At 36.7% G+C, this 18,935-nt stretch carries 16 protein-coding genes and 1 tRNA gene; 7 read left to right on the plus strand and 10 right to left on the minus strand.

All coding sequences use genetic code 11. The features are described from left to right. Positions 1–143: 143 nt before the first annotated feature. Positions 144–217 (minus strand) — tRNA-Arg (locus N2Z72_01630). A 69-nt stretch (positions 218–286) separates the two neighbouring features. Between N2Z72_01630 and N2Z72_01635 the strand changes: the two genes are divergently transcribed. Genes N2Z72_01635 through N2Z72_01650 form a run of 4 tightly spaced genes read left to right on the plus strand, consistent with a single transcriptional unit; the run spans position 287 to position 4,338 of the window. Continuing rightward, the gene (locus N2Z72_01635; GenBank protein ID MCX7696377.1) at positions 287–994 is read left to right on the plus strand and encodes an ATP-binding cassette domain-containing protein; all 708 of its coding nucleotides are present in this window, start codon (positions 287–289) and stop codon (positions 992–994) included. A gap of 48 nt (positions 995–1,042) precedes the next feature. Further along, complete coding sequence (locus N2Z72_01640; GenBank protein MCX7696378.1) at positions 1,043–2,041, plus strand: MlaD family protein; 999 nt, start codon at positions 1,043–1,045, stop codon at positions 2,039–2,041. 22 nt (positions 2,042–2,063) lie between these two features. Beyond that, complete coding sequence (locus tag N2Z72_01645) at positions 2,064–3,179, plus strand: DegT/DnrJ/EryC1/StrS family aminotransferase (protein ID MCX7696379.1); 1,116 nt, start codon at positions 2,064–2,066, stop codon at positions 3,177–3,179. Between the two features lie 22 nt (positions 3,180–3,201). After that, entirely contained in the window at positions 3,202–4,338 is a 1,137-nt protein-coding gene (locus tag N2Z72_01650; GenBank protein ID MCX7696380.1) for a TDP-N-acetylfucosamine:lipid II N-acetylfucosaminyltransferase, read from the plus strand. Positions 4,339–4,343: 5 nt separating this feature from the next. On the opposite strand, the gene N2Z72_01655 is transcribed toward N2Z72_01650, so the two are convergent. After that, positions 4,344–5,210 carry a T9SS type A sorting domain-containing protein gene (locus tag N2Z72_01655; protein MCX7696381.1) on the minus strand — a complete coding sequence of 289 codons (867 nt, stop codon included), beginning with the start codon at positions 5,208–5,210 and terminating at the stop codon, positions 4,344–4,346. 35 nt (positions 5,211–5,245) lie between these two features. Here N2Z72_01655 and N2Z72_01660 point away from each other — a divergent pair, with 35 nt between their 5' ends. Continuing rightward, positions 5,246–5,830: a phosphoribosylglycinamide formyltransferase gene (locus N2Z72_01660; GenBank protein ID MCX7696382.1), complete on the plus strand. Its 585-nt coding sequence runs from the start codon at positions 5,246–5,248 to the stop codon at positions 5,828–5,830. Here N2Z72_01660 and rny read toward each other — a convergent pair. The 5 genes from rny to N2Z72_01685 all read right to left on the minus strand — a co-directional run bounded on the left by rny (position 5,823) and on the right by N2Z72_01685 (position 9,110). After that, positions 5,823–7,388 carry a ribonuclease Y gene (rny, locus tag N2Z72_01665; protein MCX7696383.1) on the minus strand — a complete coding sequence of 522 codons (1,566 nt, stop codon included), beginning with the start codon at positions 7,386–7,388 and terminating at the stop codon, positions 5,823–5,825. The two genes, N2Z72_01660 and rny, sit on opposite strands and share 8 nt — an antisense overlap. Positions 7,389–7,444: 56 nt before the next feature. After that, the gene (locus N2Z72_01670) at positions 7,445–7,774 is read right to left on the minus strand and encodes a hypothetical protein (protein ID MCX7696384.1); all 330 of its coding nucleotides are present in this window, start codon (positions 7,772–7,774) and stop codon (positions 7,445–7,447) included. Beyond that, positions 7,771–8,028: a hypothetical protein gene (locus N2Z72_01675; GenBank protein MCX7696385.1), complete on the minus strand. Its 258-nt coding sequence runs from the start codon at positions 8,026–8,028 to the stop codon at positions 7,771–7,773. The genes N2Z72_01670 and N2Z72_01675 overlap by 4 nt, the downstream gene beginning before the upstream one ends. A gap of 98 nt (positions 8,029–8,126) precedes the next feature. Further along, entirely contained in the window at positions 8,127–8,372 is a 246-nt protein-coding gene (locus N2Z72_01680; GenBank protein ID MCX7696386.1) for an RNA-binding protein, read from the minus strand. Between the two features lie 120 nt (positions 8,373–8,492). Beyond that, positions 8,493–9,110 carry a hypothetical protein gene (locus N2Z72_01685; protein ID MCX7696387.1) on the minus strand — a complete coding sequence of 206 codons (618 nt, stop codon included), beginning with the start codon at positions 9,108–9,110 and terminating at the stop codon, positions 8,493–8,495. A gap of 81 nt (positions 9,111–9,191) precedes the next feature. Between N2Z72_01685 and gcvP the strand changes: the two genes are divergently transcribed. Both gcvP and N2Z72_01695 read left to right on the plus strand, forming a co-directional pair. Beyond that, positions 9,192–12,071, plus strand: a complete 2,880-nt coding sequence (gene gcvP / locus N2Z72_01690) for an aminomethyl-transferring glycine dehydrogenase (protein MCX7696388.1) — start codon at positions 9,192–9,194, stop codon at positions 12,069–12,071. A gap of 75 nt (positions 12,072–12,146) precedes the next feature. Next, positions 12,147–13,145 carry a T9SS type A sorting domain-containing protein gene (locus N2Z72_01695; GenBank protein MCX7696389.1) on the plus strand — a complete coding sequence of 333 codons (999 nt, stop codon included), beginning with the start codon at positions 12,147–12,149 and terminating at the stop codon, positions 13,143–13,145. A 260-nt stretch (positions 13,146–13,405) separates the two neighbouring features. Here the strand turns inward: N2Z72_01695 and N2Z72_01700 are convergent, their stop codons facing one another. The 3 genes from N2Z72_01700 to N2Z72_01710 form a co-directional block, all read right to left on the minus strand. Further along, positions 13,406–14,317: a type IX secretion system membrane protein PorP/SprF gene (locus tag N2Z72_01700; GenBank protein ID MCX7696390.1), complete on the minus strand. Its 912-nt coding sequence runs from the start codon at positions 14,315–14,317 to the stop codon at positions 13,406–13,408. A gap of 4 nt (positions 14,318–14,321) precedes the next feature. Continuing rightward, positions 14,322–18,410, minus strand: coding sequence for a gliding motility-associated C-terminal domain-containing protein (locus N2Z72_01705; protein MCX7696391.1), 4,089 nt, complete (start codon positions 18,408–18,410; stop codon positions 14,322–14,324). 11 nt (positions 18,411–18,421) lie between these two features. After that, positions 18,422–18,935, minus strand: a 514-nt coding sequence (locus N2Z72_01710; protein ID MCX7696392.1) for a hypothetical protein, incomplete at its 5' end; no start/stop codon positions are given.

The raw sequence follows: 18,935 nt of genomic DNA on the forward strand, positions 1-18,935 counted from the left end.
TGGGCACCAAAGGTGCTCGACGTTCTGCAGGGTATCTGTTTTCTTCACGAATAGCTAATGTTTTCATACTTAGTTGTTTAATATTTTCAAACTTGGAAATTCATTATGCTATAGTACAAAAAAAGCTGCAAAAGCAGCTTCTGTGACTCCGGAGGGACTCAAACCCCCAACCTTCTGATCCGTAGTCAGATGCTCTATTCAATTGAGCTACGGAGCCATTTGTCTTTGCAAAAATAAAATATTTTTAAATTCTACAATGGTGTATTTTTGTTTTTTAATTTTTAACATGGCAGCAGTTATAGTAAATATTATCAATGGAAGTATTACTATTAAAAAACAACCAGTTCTTGAAAACATTACGATCACCATTGAGGAAGGGGATTTCTGGTATTTTCTAGGTAGGACTGGAAGTGGAAAAACAAGCTTATTGAAAGCTTTATATGGAGAAATAGCTATCACTGCGGAAAAGGCTGAAGTTGCTGGATTTAATCTACTTAAACTAAAACAAAAACAAATTCCGTATTTAAGAAGGAAAATGGGAATGGTTTTTCAAGATTTTCAACTTTTATCAGATAGAAGTATTTACAAAAATCTTGAATTTGTTTTACAAGCTACAGGATGGAACAAAAAAAATCAAATTGAAAAACGCATCATTGAAGTATTGGAAATGGTCGATATGCTCTCTCATATTCACAAAATGCCACATCAATTATCTGGCGGAGAACAACAGAAGGTTTGCATAGCAAGGGCATTACTCAACATGCCAACGTTGCTTTTGTTTGATGAACCTACTGGTAACCTCGATCCTATTTCCTCAGAAGAAGTATTAAAAATAATCATGAATCTCAAACAGCTCGGAAAAACCATCATCATGGCTACCCACGATGTTCTCATGGTCGAAAAATTTCCTGCATCCATTGCATGGTTTCATGATCGTAGTATTTCTGTTCTTAAGAAAAGCGATTTGAGTTCTATTTTAAATTCATATCAATAAAATCGAAAAACAAAAGCTTTTTATATTTGTCATTGAAAAACAACATCAGTGATTTTTAAAAATAAAAGTATTTGGATTGGCATTTCATTTGTTGTAGCTTTCTTCCTACTTTATTGGGGTATTAATTTTTTAAAAGGCAAGAATGTTTTTACTGAAAAAATTACTCTTTATGCCGAATACAATAACATTGCTGGTTTATCAGTAGCCAATCCTGTTATTTTAAAGGGTTATAAAGTTGGACAAGTTGATAAGATAGAATTTAAAGAAAATAATCCTGAAATTATAGTGGTAAGATTTGTTATTACAAAACAAGTGAATATTCCTAAAAATTCAATTGCTAGGATTACTTCTTACGATCTGCTCGGCAGTAAAGCTATAGAAATTATTCCTGGGAATAGTCCTTCTGTAGTTTCTTCAGGTGATTTTCTAATTGGCGAGATCGCCATGGACCTTAAACAAGAAGTGAGCATGCAGATCCTTCCTCTCAAATATAAAGCTGAGGAACTTTTATCTTCTTTCGATAGTGTTCTGACGGCTCTCCGGCTTATCTTCAATGAGCAATCTCAACAGAATATCAGATCTTCTCTCGAAAGTATCAGAAAAACCCTTTCGTCTATTGAGCATTCCTCCTATACCCTTGATACACTGCTCACAACCGAAAAAAATAGATTAAAGATGATACTTTACAATGTAGAATCCATCACTCAAAATTTGAAGAACAATAATGAGCTAATTACACAAATTTTTAGAAATCTTCATCAAATCACAGATTCTCTTACTCGTGTTAAATTCGTTGAAACCATCTCAAATGCCAATCAAACCATTTATCAATTCAATGAAATTGCTTACAAAATTAATAGCGGCAATGGTAGTATAGCTTTATTACTCAATAATGATTCACTGTATAGAAACCTTCAAAAATCTTTAGAAGATTTAGATTTACTCATCCAGGATCTACGACTTAATCCTCACCGGTATGTACATTTTAGCTTAATCGGCCCCATTCAAAAACAAAACAAATATAAGCCTCGCACTTCTGTACGATAAAGTAAACATAAAAATTCAAATCATGACGAAGCCTCTTCTTGTTACTGAACCTTTTTTACCTCCGATCGATGAATACATTGAACTCTTAGAAAAAATATGGGAACGAAAATGGTTAACTAATCAAGGGCCATTTCATCAACAATTGGAGGCAGAACTATGTTCTTTACTTAACGTTCCTTATATTTCTTTATTTTCCAATGGAACGTTAGCATTGATAGCTTCATTGAAACACTTTGAGATACAAGGAGAAGTCATAACAACACCTTTTAGCTTTGTTGCAACCACCCATGCCATTCGTTGGGCTGGAGCCTCACCGGTTTTTGCAGACATAGATTCCGAATATTTTAATCTCGACCCTCTTCAAGTAGAAAAAGCTATCACCGATAAAACCTCTGCTATTTTGGCTGTTCATGTTTATGGTAATCCTTGTCAAGTGGAAGAATTAGAACGTATTGCTCGCAAACATAATCTGAAACTTATCTTCGATGCGGCACATGCTTTTGCTGTCAGAAAAAAAGATAAAAGTATTCTTCTGTATGGAGACTTGTCAGTTTTAAGTTTTCATGCTACCAAAGTTTTTACTACCATTGAAGGAGGTGCTATCGTCAGTCATAACAAAGAGGAAAAAGAGAAGATCGATCAGCTTAAAAATTTTGGTTTCGTCAACGAAAAAACAATTTTGCTTGAAGGATTTAACGCCAAAATGAACGAATTTCAAGCAGCTTTTGGATTAGTCCAGTTAAAATACCTTTCTTCTCTTATCGAAAAAAGAAAAATACTCACAGAGCTATATCGAAATGGTCTTAGAGATATTGACGGAATTAAATTTCTTACCGATCAGCCAGGAATAGTTCATAATTATGCATATTTTCCTATTCTTATTAATGAGGAAATAACAGGAAAAAGTGCAGCATTTATTTATGAAGAATTTAAGAAATATAATATTTTCACCCGACGTTATTTCTATCCGCTTATTTCCAATCTTCCTATGTATCGACATCTTGCTAGTGCCCATCCGAGTAATTTACCGATTGCCAATTATGTATCCGAAAGAATTTTATGTCTTCCACTTTCAGCAAATTATACACCATCTCAAATTGAGTATGTTATAGATTCACTTAAGAGAATTATTTCATGAACACTTACATTTCATAAATAAGATGAGCGCTTACCTCCACATTTTTCCCCCTAATAACCATTTTCTTCATCATGCAATCCGTCTATGCCAAGATCATCCATCTCAACACATTTTCTGGGAAATTAAACCAACTCATGCAGTCGGTCTTAAAGAAAAAATTTCCGAGCGTATCATTGTTATTAGAGGTAATGTAAGCTTATTATTAAAATATCTCCGTAGTCACGCCAAAGAAATCTCGATGATCTTATTTCACAGCCTCTTAAAAGAAAACTTTAATGCAGCATGGAAATTGAAGCACCTTTCTTCTGAAATTCCTTTTGGTTGGGTTATTCATGGTGCTGAAGTAGTCCAATATCAAATTAATCCTGCTAAGTATTTATTACCCCTTACCAGAAAAGCTTATTATGCACTCGGTTATCACCGAACATTGCTTCCAATTTGGCGAAGTTATCAACGAGCGATCAAAAAAGATTTAAAGAGCCTACTTAAATATTTTACTTATTTTTTGCATTTTATGCCCGAAGAGATAGAATGGGTTAAGCAAGAACTTGGTCTGGTTAACACTCATCATAAATCTCTTTTTTTTACCTATGTTTCTCTTGAAACTTATCTTCCCCAACCTATTTCTATAAAAACGCAAATAGATAGGAAAAAACTTCTCCTTGCAAACTCTGCATCTTTTACGAGTAATCATTTGGACTTTATTTCCGATTTTCGAGACCAATTAATGGAAATAAAACCCGAAATTATCATACCTTTAAACTATGGAAATCATAAATACGCTAGTTATTTAACACAAAAACTATCTCGAAACAAAGAATTGAATTATTTTCTTTTGACTGAATATCTACCATTTGAGAGCTATCAAGAAATTCTTGCAAGTTGTTCATGCATGGTCTTTAATCATCTGCGTCAGCAAGGTCTTGGCAATTTAATGATAGGACTTTGGTCGGGTGCAAGAATTTACCTTCAGCCCTGTACATCTACGTTCCAATTTTTAAAGAAGAAGAAATTTTACATCTTTAACCTTAAGGAAGATTCACTCATCGTTGATTTTCTTCCCTACCCTCAAGTACTACATAATAGACGCCTCATCGAAGAAAACTTTTCATCCCCTCTAATCCAAAAAAAATTATTCAATACATTACCACCTGAATAAAAAGGTTATTTAGTTATTATCAAAGGTATAGATGTATCATTAATTCGCAAATAGTAGCTTCCTGCAGGTAAATCATGAACTTCTATACTTGAAGTTTGTTCTATAAAGAAACCTTGTTTGACACATTTGCCAAACATATCATATATTGCCCATTGCTCAGAAGAAATGTTTTTGAGATACAAAACATCACCAACCGGGTTTGGATAGGCAATGGGAGTTATGAGATCAATGGTTTCAATTCCAGCACCTGACTCAACGGTAGCTTTAACTTCGTCAACGAGAAGTTTGGTACCTTTTTGAGGAGCATAACCAGCAGATGAAATAAAAACAATATTCATCGAATCAGGTGTTTGAACACAGTTTAAATTTACCTGAAAAGATTGAAAAGAAGATGTTGAAAATTTATACATAAAATAACTAAGATCGATAGTATCGCGTGTTTGAGTGGATGAATTCCACTTAGTACAAGTTACTACAATAACCATGGTATCACTTGTAGCTGGAATATATTTGAATTTTCCACTGACCGAAAGAACCTTTCTTCCTTGGGTTGGTACTCCTGCATGAGAAAATGTAAGAGAAAACGTACCTATATCAAAATTTACTGGACTTAAAGAAAGAATACCAGGCAAGGTAAACAATACAGCATCAACCGTTTCTATCTCCGCAGAATAATTACCTGCATAGGCATCTGTACTTTGCTTTACTGTATGCAAAGCATAAAAGCCAAGGTCGATCTTTAATTCGTTCCAATTAGTAGGTGTATTTTGATCGGACCAATTTTCAAATCCACCGTTTGGAACAATGATAGGTGCTTGAGCAAAAATATAACCAAAAATTACTAATGCTAATAAGGTTACTATCTTTTTCATATCACTATTTTTGTTTGCTAATATAATGAAATTTTATGAAACAAGCTTTAATTTCAATTTGGGCTAGTGGCAATGGGAGCAATGCGGAAAATATTGTTCGATTTTTTCAGAATCACCCTTATATTAAAGTTGATAACATCTTAACCAACAAAATTGATGCTGGTGTCATTATAAAAGCGAAAAATTTAGGCATACCTTGTTTTTATTTTCCTTCTAAAGATTTCACCAATGGAGAAAAAATTCTGACTTTTTTGCAAAAAAATAAAGTCTCACACATTGTTCTTGCTGGATTTCTCATACGAGTTCCTGAATCAATTATACAAAAGTTTAGAAACAAAATCATTAACATTCACCCTGCCCTACTTCCAAAGTATGGAGGAAAAGGTATGTATGGGAGATACGTTCATGAAGCTGTTATAAAAGACAAGCAGACAAAAAGCGGCATCACCATTCATCTAGTTGACGAAGAATACGATCATGGAAAAATTGTTTTTCAATATGAAATAGACCTTGATGAAAATGAATCACCCGAAAGTTTAGAACACAAGATACATTCTCTGGAGTATCAATTTTATCCTGTTGTCATTGAAAAATGGATCATGGGAAAGCTATTTATTTAGCATAAGAAATAGCTCTTGTTTCACGAATGACTGTTATCTTGATCTGACCTGGGTAAGTGAGTGATTCTTGAATCTTTTTACTTAGTTGAAGTGAAAGAGTCGTAGCATCTACGTCACTAATCTTTTCAGCTCCTACAATAACTCTGAGTTCTCGACCAGCTTGGATGGCATATGCTTTCTGAACACCATCAAAGCTCATAGCGATGCTTTCAAGTGCTGTAAGTCGCTGCAAATAACTTTCAATGACCTCTCGTCGTGCACCAGGTCGTGCACCTGAAATGGCATCACATGCTTGAACGACTGGTGCTAATAAGGTTTGCATTTCGACTTCTTCGTGATGCGAACCAATAGCATTAACTACATCAGGGTGTTCATTGTATTTTTTAGCAAGATTCATCCCTACAATAGCATGCGGCTCATCCAGCTGAACATCAACAACTTTGCCTATATCATGGAGTAACCCAGCTCTTCGTGCTAACTTTGGATTTAGCCCTAGTTCACTAGCCATGATACCGCAGAGTTGAGCAACCTCAATGCTGTGCTGCAAAAGATTTTGTCCATAAGAAGTTCTATACTTCATCTTACCCACAAGACGAATGAGCTCGACATGCATGTTAGAAAAACCAAGATCATACACAACCCTTCTACCAGTTTCAATAATCTCTTGCTCCATTTGTTGCTTTACTTTGGCTGCTACTTCTTCAATACGAGCTGGATGAATACGTCCATCTCTGACAAGAATTTCAAGCACTTTTCGAGCAATTTCTCTTCGATATGGGTCAAATGAACTAATTGTGATTGTCTCAGGAGTATCGTCGATGTTAATATCAACACCTAGTATGGTTTCAAGTGTCTTAATGTTACGCCCCTCTCTTCCAATGATTCTTCCTTTCATCTCATCGCTCGCAATGGTAAAACTAGACACAGAAGCTTCGGCCGATACGTCGGCAGCTATTCTCTGAATAGTTTCAACAATAATTTTCCTTGCTTCTTTCTCGGCATTGAAGCGTGTTTCTTCGATAATATCTTTAGCTCGAGTTATAGCCTCACGTTTTGCCTCATCAAAAAACCTATTGATAAGTTCTTCTTTTGCTTCTTTCGCAGATAAACCAGATATTTTTTCAAGCTGCTCTATGGTTTGCTTACGCAATAATTCAATATCTTCGTTCTTCTTTTGAATGCTTTCCAGTTGCTTATTCAAGTTATCCTTCATTTCTTGCAACTCTTTTTCCTTCTTTTGCAGATCCTCTATCTTTTGATTGTACAGAAGTTCCTTTTGCTTAAGTTTAGTCTCGTAACTTAATAATTTTTTTTCTTGTTCTTGCTTATAACGTTCAACCTGAGTTCTGCTTTTTTCAATTTCAGCTTTCATTTGTAAAAATTGTTCCTTAGCTTCCAGTAGTTTTGCCTGCTTCATCATTTCAGCCTTGTTCTCTGCTTCTTGTAACAGTTGATTTCTCTTTTTATGTGCGTTTTTCTTAAACAAAAAATTCCATGTCAGAAAAGCGGAAATCAACACGACAATCTCAACGATAATCAAAATCCAATGTACATTCATACTTAAGAAAGATTTTAGTTAAACATGCAGAAGAGAAGCTTACCAACAGGGAAGAATCAAATATTTTTCTTTGAGAAAGAATACAAGGACTTCTGTGTTTCCTTGTACAGCCTATGTAAATATTCTTTAAGTTGATCTTCTTCCTTTTTCCTGGATAGTTCACTTTTATGTTTTTCCAATAATACATCAATAAGCATCAGTAAAGCTATTTCAAATAGGTCTTTACGAGGATATTTCTTTTGCAAACCAATGAGTGTTTGCTCTATGGAAGAAGCAATATTTTTAACATCCGATACATGTTCGGGGGATACAGAAACAACAAGAGGCCTTTGAAGCAATATCAGTTCTAATTTTTCTATACGATTATTAGTTTTTTCTGGTTTCATTCTTCTTTAAGATAAGTTAAACATGTGTCGATGTCCTGAATTAACGTTTTTATTTCTTCCCTGTTGATCATAGTAGGAAGTGCGGCATGTGAAAACCCCTTTCGCGTCTGCAAAAGTTCTTTTTGTAAATCGTCAATGGCAGCTTGCAAAAAAGCTTTTTCTTCCATCCACTTAGTTTTGTTTTCAAATACAGCCTGAAAATAAGTTTGCAAGGTCAAATCTAGTTTAGCAATAAGTTTAAGCACTTCCTCCATGTTTCTCTTCCAATATGCAAAATTAAACAAAAAAAATTTTTTGTTTTAAGATATAAAAAAAGCTGTCCGAAGACAGCCTTCAAAAAGAATAAAATAAATTACTGTTTTGATCTGGACTCGTTTACAATAATTTTTCTTCCTTCTAAAATGGTCCCATTTAAAGATTGAATAGCTTTTTTAGCTTCTTCATCGTTTCCCATGGTCACAAAACCAAAACCTTTGCTCCGTCCTGTAAACCTATCGGTTATAACGGTAGCAGATTCTACTTCTCCGAACGTAGAGAAGACTTCTCTTAGATCATCACTTGTGATCCTGTAATTTAAATTTCCAACGTAAATAATCATAATGATGCTACTTTTTGAACATGCTAGATAAGGTAATCCAGAAAAGTGCTTCCCGCAACGAATCTGAAAACTTAAATAGCATGACAAAGATACAACATTATTTGAAATTATGAAATTAAATCACATTAAAACAAAATTCAAAATTAAGTCCACGACAAATGCTGATCCTCCCCACAATATTACATTCTTAACAAGTTTGGATCTAGCTATATCCTGATATCCCAGAATGTAGTATTTGTTCATACCTTCACTTAAATATTTTTTGGGAAAATAGGGGACAGTATATGCGAGAATAAGTGCGACTAAACCAGGAATAGAGAGCGTATAAATTGGACTAATATCTAATATAAAACCTGCTAAAGTTATTCCAAATACAGCAGGACCAATGAGATAATTATGAAAATTTTCCCTTGCAAAGCGAGCACCTTCGATATAACTTTTGATTTCATTAGTATCTTCTAAGTTCTCAATGCTATCCTGAGAATAGAGGATTTGATGGTTTCCATCAGCATATATGATCTCAAATACAGCCGAACGCGAAATCAACTTAGGTTTCATCCTACCCTGAGAATTAACAAATCGTTGATTGTCTTTTAAAAACTCAATATTAACTGAATCGACGCGTGTAACCTGCAAGTTGTACATTAGCTTCCCATTGTAGAATACAAGTGTATCACTCTGGGAAAAAACTATATTTAAACACCACAAAAAAAAAGTTAATTGTATGATATTTCTCATAAAAAAAAATGATAACAAAATTATGAAATAACTTTCAGAACTCATCAGTAATACTACTTATTTTTGTCAAAAATAAAAACCATGATAAAAAATAATTTTTTCAACAGGCATATAGGCCCCTCAGAAAACCAAATTCAATTTATGCTCAATGAATTAGGATTGCATTCATTGAACGAACTCTTAGCAAAAACTATCCCAGATAGCATAAGAAGTGAAAAACCACTTCCATATTTTGAAGGTTTAAATGAATTTGAACTAATTCAAAAAATGAAAGAATTTGGAGCTCAAAATAAGATTTACAAGTCATTTATTGGCCTCGGTTACTATGGGACTATCATGCCAGGTGTCATTCAGAGAAATATTCTTGAAAACCCCGGCTGGTATACTTCATATACTCCATATCAAGCAGAAATCAGCCAAGGAAGGTTGGAAGCACTTTTAAATTTTCAAACCATGGTTGTCGATTTGACTGGCTTGCCTATAGCCAATGCATCTATGTTAGACGAAGCTACTGCTTGTGCCGAAGCTATGATTATGACTTATAATGCTCGAAGTAAAGAAAAAATCCAAAATGGAGCTAATGTTTTTATAATTTCTGATCGATTATTTCCACAAAGTATTGAGGTTATCAAAACTAGAGCAAAAGCTCTCGGCATCGAAACACGCATAGTAGATGTACAAAATCTAGACTTGAACGATAAAGTATTTGGTTTGATTGTCCAATACCCAGATCAATATGGAAGAATTGATGATTTTAAACCACTGATTGAAAAGGCACATCAAGTTGGGGCTTTGGTCATTATGGCCGCAGACATCTTGTCATTAACACTTCTTACTCCTCCCGGTGAAATAGGAGCAGATATTGCTGTAGGTTCTACACAACGCTTCGGTATTCCAATGGGATTTGGTGGACCTCATGCAGCTTACTTTGCCGTTAAAATGGATCTTGTAAGACTTATGCCCGGTCGAATTATTGGCTTGTCTAAGGATCGAAATGGGAGAAAAGCCTTGCGGATGACTCTTCAAACTAGAGAACAACACATAAAACGTGAAAGAGCCACCTCAAATATATGTACTGCCCAAGCACTTCTTGCTATCATGGCAGGTATGTATGCAGTCTATCATGGACCTGAAGGCTTAAAAAAAATAGCACTAGATATTCATGGACTTACAACTCTTTTTAATCATCATATCAAACAACTTGGATATGAACAACTCAATGACAATTTCTTTGATACTTTACATATCAAACTACCCGAAAACGTTTCTATTGACAAAATTCGAGCTCAAGCCCTTGAGAATAAAATGAATCTTAGATACATCAACCACGACGAAATTGGCATTAGTTTCGACGAAACATCCACCATCGATGATGTCAAGATTCTTTTGAATATTTTTGCTACAGCTAATAATGCTCCTCATTCTTCTATATTGGAAATCAATTCCTTAAATACTTATGATTCTTCAAAAACTTCATTGGATGAAAAATTTATTCGTACTTCACCCTATTTGACTCATCCAATCTTCAATACATATCACAGCGAAACTGAAATGATGCGCTATCTTAAATATCTTGAAAACAAGGATCTTGCACTTAATCGTACGATGATTCCTTTAGGAAGTTGCACGATGAAGCTTAACGCGGCCACTGAATTATTTTATTTATCCTGGCCAGAATTCGGAAACCTACATCCTTTTGTGCCATCCGATCAAGCACAAGGAATTTTGAAATTATTGGAGGAATTTGAAGAATATTTGAAGGCCATTACTGGCTTTGAGAAAGTAACATTCCAACCCAACAGTGGTGCTGCTGGGGAATATACTGGATTATTAACAATCAAAGCTTATCATGAATATCACGGTCAAGGACACCGTAACGTATGCCTTATTCCGGCTTCGGCTCATGGAACAAATCCTGCATCAGCTGCTATGGCCGGCATGAAAGTGGTCGTAATTAAAACTGATCCATACGGTAATATCGACATCGAAGATTTAAAACTCAAAGCTGAACAAAATTCGCAAAATCTCGCTGCATTAATGATAACTTATCCTTCAACACATGGTGTATTCGAGCATCATGTGAAAGAAATAATCGATATTGTTCATCGTCATGGAGGTCTTGTATACATGGATGGAGCTAACTTAAATGCCCAAGTTGGATATACGAACCCCAGCACTATTGGAGCAGACATATGCCACCTCAATTTGCATAAGACATTTGCTATCCCTCATGGAGGAGGTGGTCCAGGGGTTGGTCCTGTAGCTGCTAACAGCAAATTGGCTCCTTTCTTACCAGGTCATCCCTTTCAAGAAAAAACCAGTGATTTGGCTACTACAGCTGTTTCAGCAGCACCTTACGGAAATGCACTTGTTATACCAATTTCCTATGCTTATGTTAAAATGATGGGATCGGAAGGTTTAAATAAGGCTACGGCAGTTGCCATATTGAATGCTAATTACATCATGAAAAAACTCGAACCTTACTACAAAATTGTTTATCGTGGTGAAAATGGTTTCGTTGCACATGAATTTATTTTGGACTGCAGAGAATTTTACAAAATAGGCATTACGGAAATTGACATTGCTAAACGACTTATGGATTATGGTTTTCACGCGCCAACTGTTTCCTTTCCTGTTCACGGGACATTGATGATCGAACCTACTGAAAGTGAACCTTTTTCTGAAATACAAAGATTCATTGATGCCATGATATCTATTCGAAAGGAAATTCAGGAGATAGAAGAAAATAAATATTCAAAGGACTACAATCTGCTAAAAAATGCACCTCATGTCCTTGAAGATTTCATTCAACATGAATGGATCTATCCTTATTCAAAAGAAAAGGCTGCGCAGATTCCACCTCACGGTCAGAAATACTGGCCATCAGTTGCCCGAATCGATGAAGCCTATGGCGATAGAAATCTTGTTTGCACGTGTGAACCTATTGAAAATTACATGTAAAACATTTTTAAAAAAATTGTTTTTTTTGTTTTTTTTAAAAAAAAATATAATTTTGCATTACAAAATCTAATGCCTATGAAAAAGTTATTTACCATCGTATTAGCATTTGCTACCGTAGGGTTAATTTTTGCCCAGCAATTTGCAGGAAAACAACAAATTGAAAAATTCTATCAATTACCTTTTAAGTCATCAGTAAAAACTCCGACTGACACTTGTGGTTTTTCACCTTATTTCATTCCAGAATTTGCTCCAAGCCAGCAAGTTTATTTATACTCCTATACTGGTGGTGGCTATGTTTTTGGTAACAATGTAGACGGAGTAAACACATGTGCTCAGGGATATGTTTATCAGGGTACTGTAGGTATTGAAGGTTGTGCGTTTCTCTTTGGTGCTAAACACCAAACAGCAAACAGTACAATGACCGTCAAAGCATATCTGGTAAATGGACAAGCAAAAAATGAAAATAACACTACTACACCTGGTCCGGGAACACTGCTTGGAAGTACCACATTAACCATGAGCCAAGTTGACACAACATGGCCCAATTTTACTATCGTATCATTTGCTCAACCTCTAGCCGCTACCAATGATTTTGCTGTAGCCATTGATTTTAACCAACTTTCTCCCAATGGAGATACAGCTGGGCTTGTTTGTGATATGGATGGTGATGCTAATCAGCTTGATTATGCATTTCATCAATATATGGGTACATGGTATGTCACTGATTATGCATTCGGTGGTCTAGATGTTAACATAGCCATTTTCCCCATTGTCAACAGAAATTATGTTGGACTTGATGCTGAACATTCATTCTATGGTATGCGTTCCAATAGCTATCCTAACCCTGCTAGTGATCAAGTGACAATTGAATACGTTCTAGATAATTCTACCGAAGTCACTATAGAAATTCTTGGTTCCAACGGACAACTCATTGCTGAATACAAACAAGGCCTAAAACAAGCTGGTAAGCATTCTTTTGATGTCAATGTAAGCAACTTTGCAAGTGGAAAGTATTACTTTTCTATTAAATCAAATGGAAAAAGACTTATTAAATCTTTTGATATAGTGAAGTAATTTTTTCTCGTAAAAGAATATGAAACTGCCCCTAATGGGGCAGTTTTTTTTATCTTTATCTTAAATTCAATCACATTTTATCAATTTATTTCTCTTAAAAAATAGGTAAATTCTTTTTCTCATTTTTATTTTGTCATTCCAATTGAGAGTAATATGATGTGGATAACAATTTTATGCTTTTTCAATAATGAATCAATAATAAACCCTTCCTGTGTGGAAGGGTTTAATGATAATTATTATTCTTCTTATAAATTAGTTAGTTAAAAGGAGGAGTAATTGATTTTCTTTTTGGGAAACAGATATTTGAGCATTATTTCATGAGAAGAAGGATAGACGTTTTTAAGATCGGTAGTAGCATAATCGTAAGAATAACCTAACATGACTTTATCCATCATTAGAATTCCTAGACTTATAGAAAGAGCAGCACGGGTTCTATAAACAAAGCCAATCCAATAGCGTTCATTTAGCTCAAGTCGTACACCAGCATCCAATTGCAATGGTGCACCTTGAGTTGTTTTAAACAACACATGAGGTTCTAATATAGATTTTTCACCACTGGGAATACGAACACCTCCTACAGCATAAAAATGGCGATAAAGAGTGCCAACCTGGCTCTCACTACCAAACTTAACAGAACCATTCAAAAGTTGAGGAATCGAAAAACCAGCGTAAAAAAACTCTCCATGGATAAACGTTGATGCAGTAAAATCAAAAAACGAATTACTTTCTTTAATTCGTGGAATCACCTGTTCAGCATTATCATTAAAGGTTAAAAGAGAACCATCTACATTGATATTAGCAAATTGTCCAGACAAACCTAAGGCCCAATATATGTTTTTCACAACTTCTAGTCTATAGGTAAATCCTAGATCAACGCTAAAGCGGGTATAAGCCCCAACCTTGTCAGCTATCATCATGCTACTTAGGTTTGATCCCATGTTAAGAGGACCATGTATAGTAAGAACCGATGTCTTGGGTGCACCATCTAATCCTGTCCACTGATTTCTGTAAAGCAATCCAATTTCGAAACGTTCTGAAGATCCAGCACATGCAGTATTATATAGCAAAGGGTTGAAATAATATTGGCTATAGAGGGGCAGCTGTTGAGCCCTCAACCAGCTGCCTATCCCTATAACTGAAAACAAAATGAAAATAATTTTTCCTTTATTCATAATATTACTCTCTAATGATTGTTACATAGCCAGCAATGATTGGATCTCCATTTCCTTTGTCAAATACAAAATAATAGGTACCATCTGGCAAGGGTTTACCAATGGAAGTTCCATCCCAGTCATTGAGGTATGGCTTGGCTTCATACACTTTGTTACCCCAACGGTTATAGACAGAAAGCTTGTTTTTCGGGTATTTTTCGGCATTAGTAATCATCCATACATCATTAATTCCGTCACCATTAGGACTGAATGAATTGACAAAGCTTACATCTCCAGGGGTTTGATTCCTCATCAAGTATACATAAACGGTATCCGTACTTGAACAAATCCCATTAGAAACCAAAAGAACATAGATGGTAGTATCTTTGTTCACGCAAGCAAGTGGTGTGGGAGTTTGAGGATTGCTAAGTCCATAAGGTGGATACCATTGGTAAGTCACATTGGGTGAAAGACTAAAACCTTGAAGCATCACACACGTATCGGTTTGGGTAGCCATCAAATCAGGACCAGCATCTACGTGAGGTCTATCTACAACATTTACCCGTACGGTATCATAATCCACACAGCTGCCGTTGGACGTAGCAAATACGTAGTCAATCGTATAAGGAGGACTTGCCAAGGGCGAAGAACTTGAAGGATCGTTCAATCCTAATGATGGTTGCCATTGCATCTGTACACCACCAATTCCATATAATTGAATAGTGTCTCCTTTGCATATGGACACGTCATTTCCTGCAAAAGCAGTTGGAGCCTCAAGTACTCGCACCTCTAGACTATCATATGAAGAACAACCGGAATTAATATCAGTTACATGTACCCCTACGTATGCGTAGCCAGTATCGTAGAAATGTACTAATACGTCGTGAGTTCCATTTCCACTAACCACATATCCATTGTTAACAGTCCAAAGGTATGAAACATTGGGTAGATGATACGTAGTATAGTTTTCATTAGCAGAAAGGCAAGCTATGGAAAATCCTAGCACATTAGCTGAAGGACGAGGATAAACATTGACAAATACAGGATCTGAAATCTGACTACATCCATTGTTGTTGTAGACTCGTACATAGTACATTCCACCAGACGTTACTGTAATGGATTGGCTTTGTTGATTTCCAGGATACCATGTATAGGCATCGTACAATGAAGTAGTAAGAATGACACTATCGCCTGAACACAGATTCAAAGAACCTAAAGGTGTTATAATAGGTTTAGAAGGTGATGGCAAAACGTTAACCTGAATTGGTGCTGACGTAGTTCTACATATGTTCCCTACTTCAACGTAATATGTTCCACCATTACGCACAACTATGTATGCTGTTGTATCACCCGTAGGAGACCAATGGTACGAAATCCCAGGTGATGACATTAAAATTACACTATCACCCTGACAGAAGGTGGTTGGTCCACTAGCTGTAATTGTAGGAACAGGTGGATATGCTTCTACATTAATTGAAATAGGTTGACTAAAAGCATAACATGATGTTCCGTTACCAACACGAACATAATAGTTTCCAGATTGTTTTACTGTAATACTTTGTGTAGTTTGACCTCCTGGATACCACAGATAATCACTTGCATTCGAAGATGTGAGGATAACACTATCACCCACACAGAACGTAGTGGGACCTGAAGCAGTTACAACAGGTGTAGCAGGTGACGGTATGACAGTCACGGTCAAAGTATCACTTCTTGCAGAACAGGAACCACCGGAATTGACATCCACAAAATACTGACCGCTGCTTGTAACCACTATGCTTTGAGTTGTCTGACCAGTAGGATTCCACAAATAGCCAGTAGCAGAAGATGAGGTCAAAATTACACTATTTCCACTACAGAATGTAAGGGGCCCTGACGCTGTGATAGTTGGCTTAGCAGGTTTAGGATGAACAGTAACGACGAGCGAATTGGAAATAGCGCTGCAACTCCCACCACCAACCATAACGTAGTATGTTCCTGGATTTCTAACCACTATGCTTTGAGTGGTTTCACCATTGGGAAACCATTGATAATTTGGCGCAGGAGTGGAAGTTAAAATAACACTATCCCCATGACAAATATTCAATGGTCCCGAGGCAGTAATGGTCGGTGTCGAAACTGGAGTTATAGCATTCACTACCACGGGATCACTAATGTTTTTACAGCCAATGTTATTGAATACTTCAACATAATAGGTCCCACTGTTGTATACAGTTATCGTTTGGGTTGAATCGTTGGTTGGATACCATCGATAACCGTATTCAGGTGAAGAAGTCAAAATGACACTATCACCTAAGCAAAATGTTAAAGGTCCATTAGCAGTAATCGTAGGCTTAGGTGGTGAATTGAGAACAGTAACATTTACTGGATTAGAAAAAGAAGTACATCCTGTTCCATTGCCCACCTCAACAAAATAAGCACCAGGGGTCTTAACTACGATAGATTGGGTTGTTTGTCCTCCTGGATACCATCTATAACTGGAAGCAACAGAGGACGTTAAAATCACACTGTCACCATTACAGAAAGAGAGAGGTCCACTAGCAGTGATGGTAGGTTGAGCAGGTGAAACACCAAAAGTGACAGTAACCGGATCGGAAAGCCGCTTACAATTGTTACTATAAGTTACACTCACTCGATATGTTCCACTCGTATTGACTGTAATTTGCTGAGTTGTTTGATTGGTTGGTATCCATAAGTAGCTCTGAGCAGGTGAGGATATGAGATCAATCGTATTTCCAGTGCATACGATAGGGGGACCACTTGTCGTAATAAGTGGTTTAGGTGCTGGAAGATTAGTTACGGTCACCACATTAGAAACATTCTTACATCCCTGTGGTGATGTCACTGTTACTCGATAATTGCCACTGGTTTTAGCATAAATACTTTGCGAGGTTTGACCTGTATTCCATTGATAAGTCATCCCGTTTGGATTAGCAGTCAATAAGACCGAATCACCTTCGCAAAAAGTAGTTGGACCCCCAGCTGTAATAGATGCATTGGGAAGAGGATGAACTGTGATATAGTTATTTTTTGTAATCGTACTACCAAATGGACCATAATAAGCTGTTAAAGTAATATTAAAAGTACCGGCATTACCAAAAACAGCATAGGTGTTTTGAGCATTTGGATTCTGAACATACGTAGCCCCACTAATATTCCAGTTCCAAGCTGTGGGACCCGTAGAAAGTACCATACTCTGATCATAGAAATAAATGGTGTCTCCTTGACATATGACGGTACGGTTGGCGGTGAAATTCGCATACGGATAACAACCGGCAGGGAGGAATTCCATGTGAAAACCATCATTGTTACCACCAGCATAAATATTGGGAAATGAAAATGGATTGCAACTGGTTTGCTGGAGGAATCTCATGTCGTAGCCGTCGTTTTGGCCCCCTGCGTAAATGTTAGGAAAGGCCATGGGATTGCACGTTACCTGAGAAATTTGCTCCATCATATGGCCGTCATTATTTCCTCCAGCATAGATGTTAGGAAAGGCCATGGGATTGCAGTTAACTTGAGCAAGTAATTGCATGGAAAATCCATCGTCATTACCACCAGCATATATGGGAGGAGGAGCAGGAGGATTACATATGGTCTGAACGATGGAAGCCATTAAATATCCATCGTCATTACCACCAGCATATACATTAGGAAATGCAAGGGGATTACACGTAATTTGAATAACTTGTTCCATGATGTGCCCATCCTGATTTCCTCCCGCATAAATATTGGGAAAAATCAAAGGATTGCAGGAAACTTGACTAAGGGAGGACATGATGTGCCCATCTTCATTACCTCCTACATATACGTTAGGAAAAGGAGGAGGAGCACAGCTAGTTTGATTTACATTACTGCTATTGTATCCGTCATCGTTTCCTCCTGCATAAATATTGGGAAAAGAGGCAGGATTACAGTTGGTCTGAACTATAGCTTGATGGGAATGTCCATCCTCATTGCCTCCTGCATAAATGGAAGGGTATGCATATCCGCAAACACTCTGACTTACTTGACTAATTACAAAACCACCGCCGGCACCACCCACATACTGGGCGCAGAGAACCACTACCCAGATGGTCAACAACATGAAAAGGGGTGCACGTCTTGCTAACATACATCATAATTTTATCTTACTCCCCGACCACCTACAGTAAACCAACGAGACTCGCTGGATGTATTTCCATATCCAAAATATGGGTAAGAAGGATCAAAGTTAGCGCTTCTATCTGATATTCTAAGTTGCGAAGATGAGGAATTCCAAGCGCCTCCTCTTAATTCAAATCTCCAATAAAATCTATCACCACCACCCTCCCAAATTTGAACGTCAAATACGGACCAATTATTTACATCATAGGTACCTGTTGTATTTAGTTCTCCATTCCCTACATCAAAGTAGGTTAAGTTATATCCATTTCCACTACGATTACATCCACCCCATACGATTTCATAAACATTACCTCCTAGATTTTGTACTCCATAGAAAGAACTCCCTGACGTAAGTCGGTTGGTGGAAGATGTGGCAGAAAAGCCAACGCGCGGGGGACCGCCACTCGAAGCACCATGAGCTGCCAAACCAGGCCCTGTTACCTGGGAAATTTCGCTAGGTGTACCTGCATTGAACAATGCTCCAGAATGAGCT

The organism is Bacteroidales bacterium (assembly GCA_026418905.1).
In the GTDB taxonomy this organism is placed as follows: domain Bacteria; phylum Bacteroidota; class Bacteroidia; order Bacteroidales; family DTU049; genus JAOAAK01.

Bases quoted from the DNA above. Each gene is read 5' to 3' on its own strand.
- N2Z72_01635 (MCX7696377.1), top strand. From the start codon at position 287: ATGGCAGCAGTTATAGTAAATATTATCAATGGAAGTATTACTATTAAA.
- N2Z72_01645 (MCX7696379.1), top strand. From the start codon at position 2,064: ATGACGAAGCCTCTTCTTGTTACTGAACCTTTTTTACCTCCGATCGAT.
- N2Z72_01650 (MCX7696380.1), top strand. From the start codon at position 3,202: ATGAGCGCTTACCTCCACATTTTTCCCCCTAATAACCATTTTCTTCAT.
- N2Z72_01655 (MCX7696381.1), bottom strand. From the start codon at position 5,210: ATGAAAAAGATAGTAACCTTATTAGCATTAGTAATTTTTGGTTATATT.
- N2Z72_01660 (MCX7696382.1), top strand. From the start codon at position 5,246: ATGAAACAAGCTTTAATTTCAATTTGGGCTAGTGGCAATGGGAGCAAT.
- rny (MCX7696383.1), bottom strand. From the start codon at position 7,388: ATGAATGTACATTGGATTTTGATTATCGTTGAGATTGTCGTGTTGATT.
- N2Z72_01670 (MCX7696384.1), bottom strand. From the start codon at position 7,774: ATGAAACCAGAAAAAACTAATAATCGTATAGAAAAATTAGAACTGATA.
- N2Z72_01675 (MCX7696385.1), bottom strand. From the start codon at position 8,028: ATGGAGGAAGTGCTTAAACTTATTGCTAAACTAGATTTGACCTTGCAA.
- N2Z72_01680 (MCX7696386.1), bottom strand. From the start codon at position 8,372: ATGATTATTTACGTTGGAAATTTAAATTACAGGATCACAAGTGATGAT.
- N2Z72_01685 (MCX7696387.1), bottom strand. From the start codon at position 9,110: ATGAGAAATATCATACAATTAACTTTTTTTTTGTGGTGTTTAAATATA.
- gcvP (MCX7696388.1), top strand. From the start codon at position 9,192: ATGATAAAAAATAATTTTTTCAACAGGCATATAGGCCCCTCAGAAAAC.
- N2Z72_01695 (MCX7696389.1), top strand. From the start codon at position 12,147: ATGAAAAAGTTATTTACCATCGTATTAGCATTTGCTACCGTAGGGTTA.
- N2Z72_01700 (MCX7696390.1), bottom strand. From the start codon at position 14,317: ATGAATAAAGGAAAAATTATTTTCATTTTGTTTTCAGTTATAGGGATA.
- N2Z72_01705 (MCX7696391.1), bottom strand. From the start codon at position 18,410: ATGTTAGCAAGACGTGCACCCCTTTTCATGTTGTTGACCATCTGGGTA.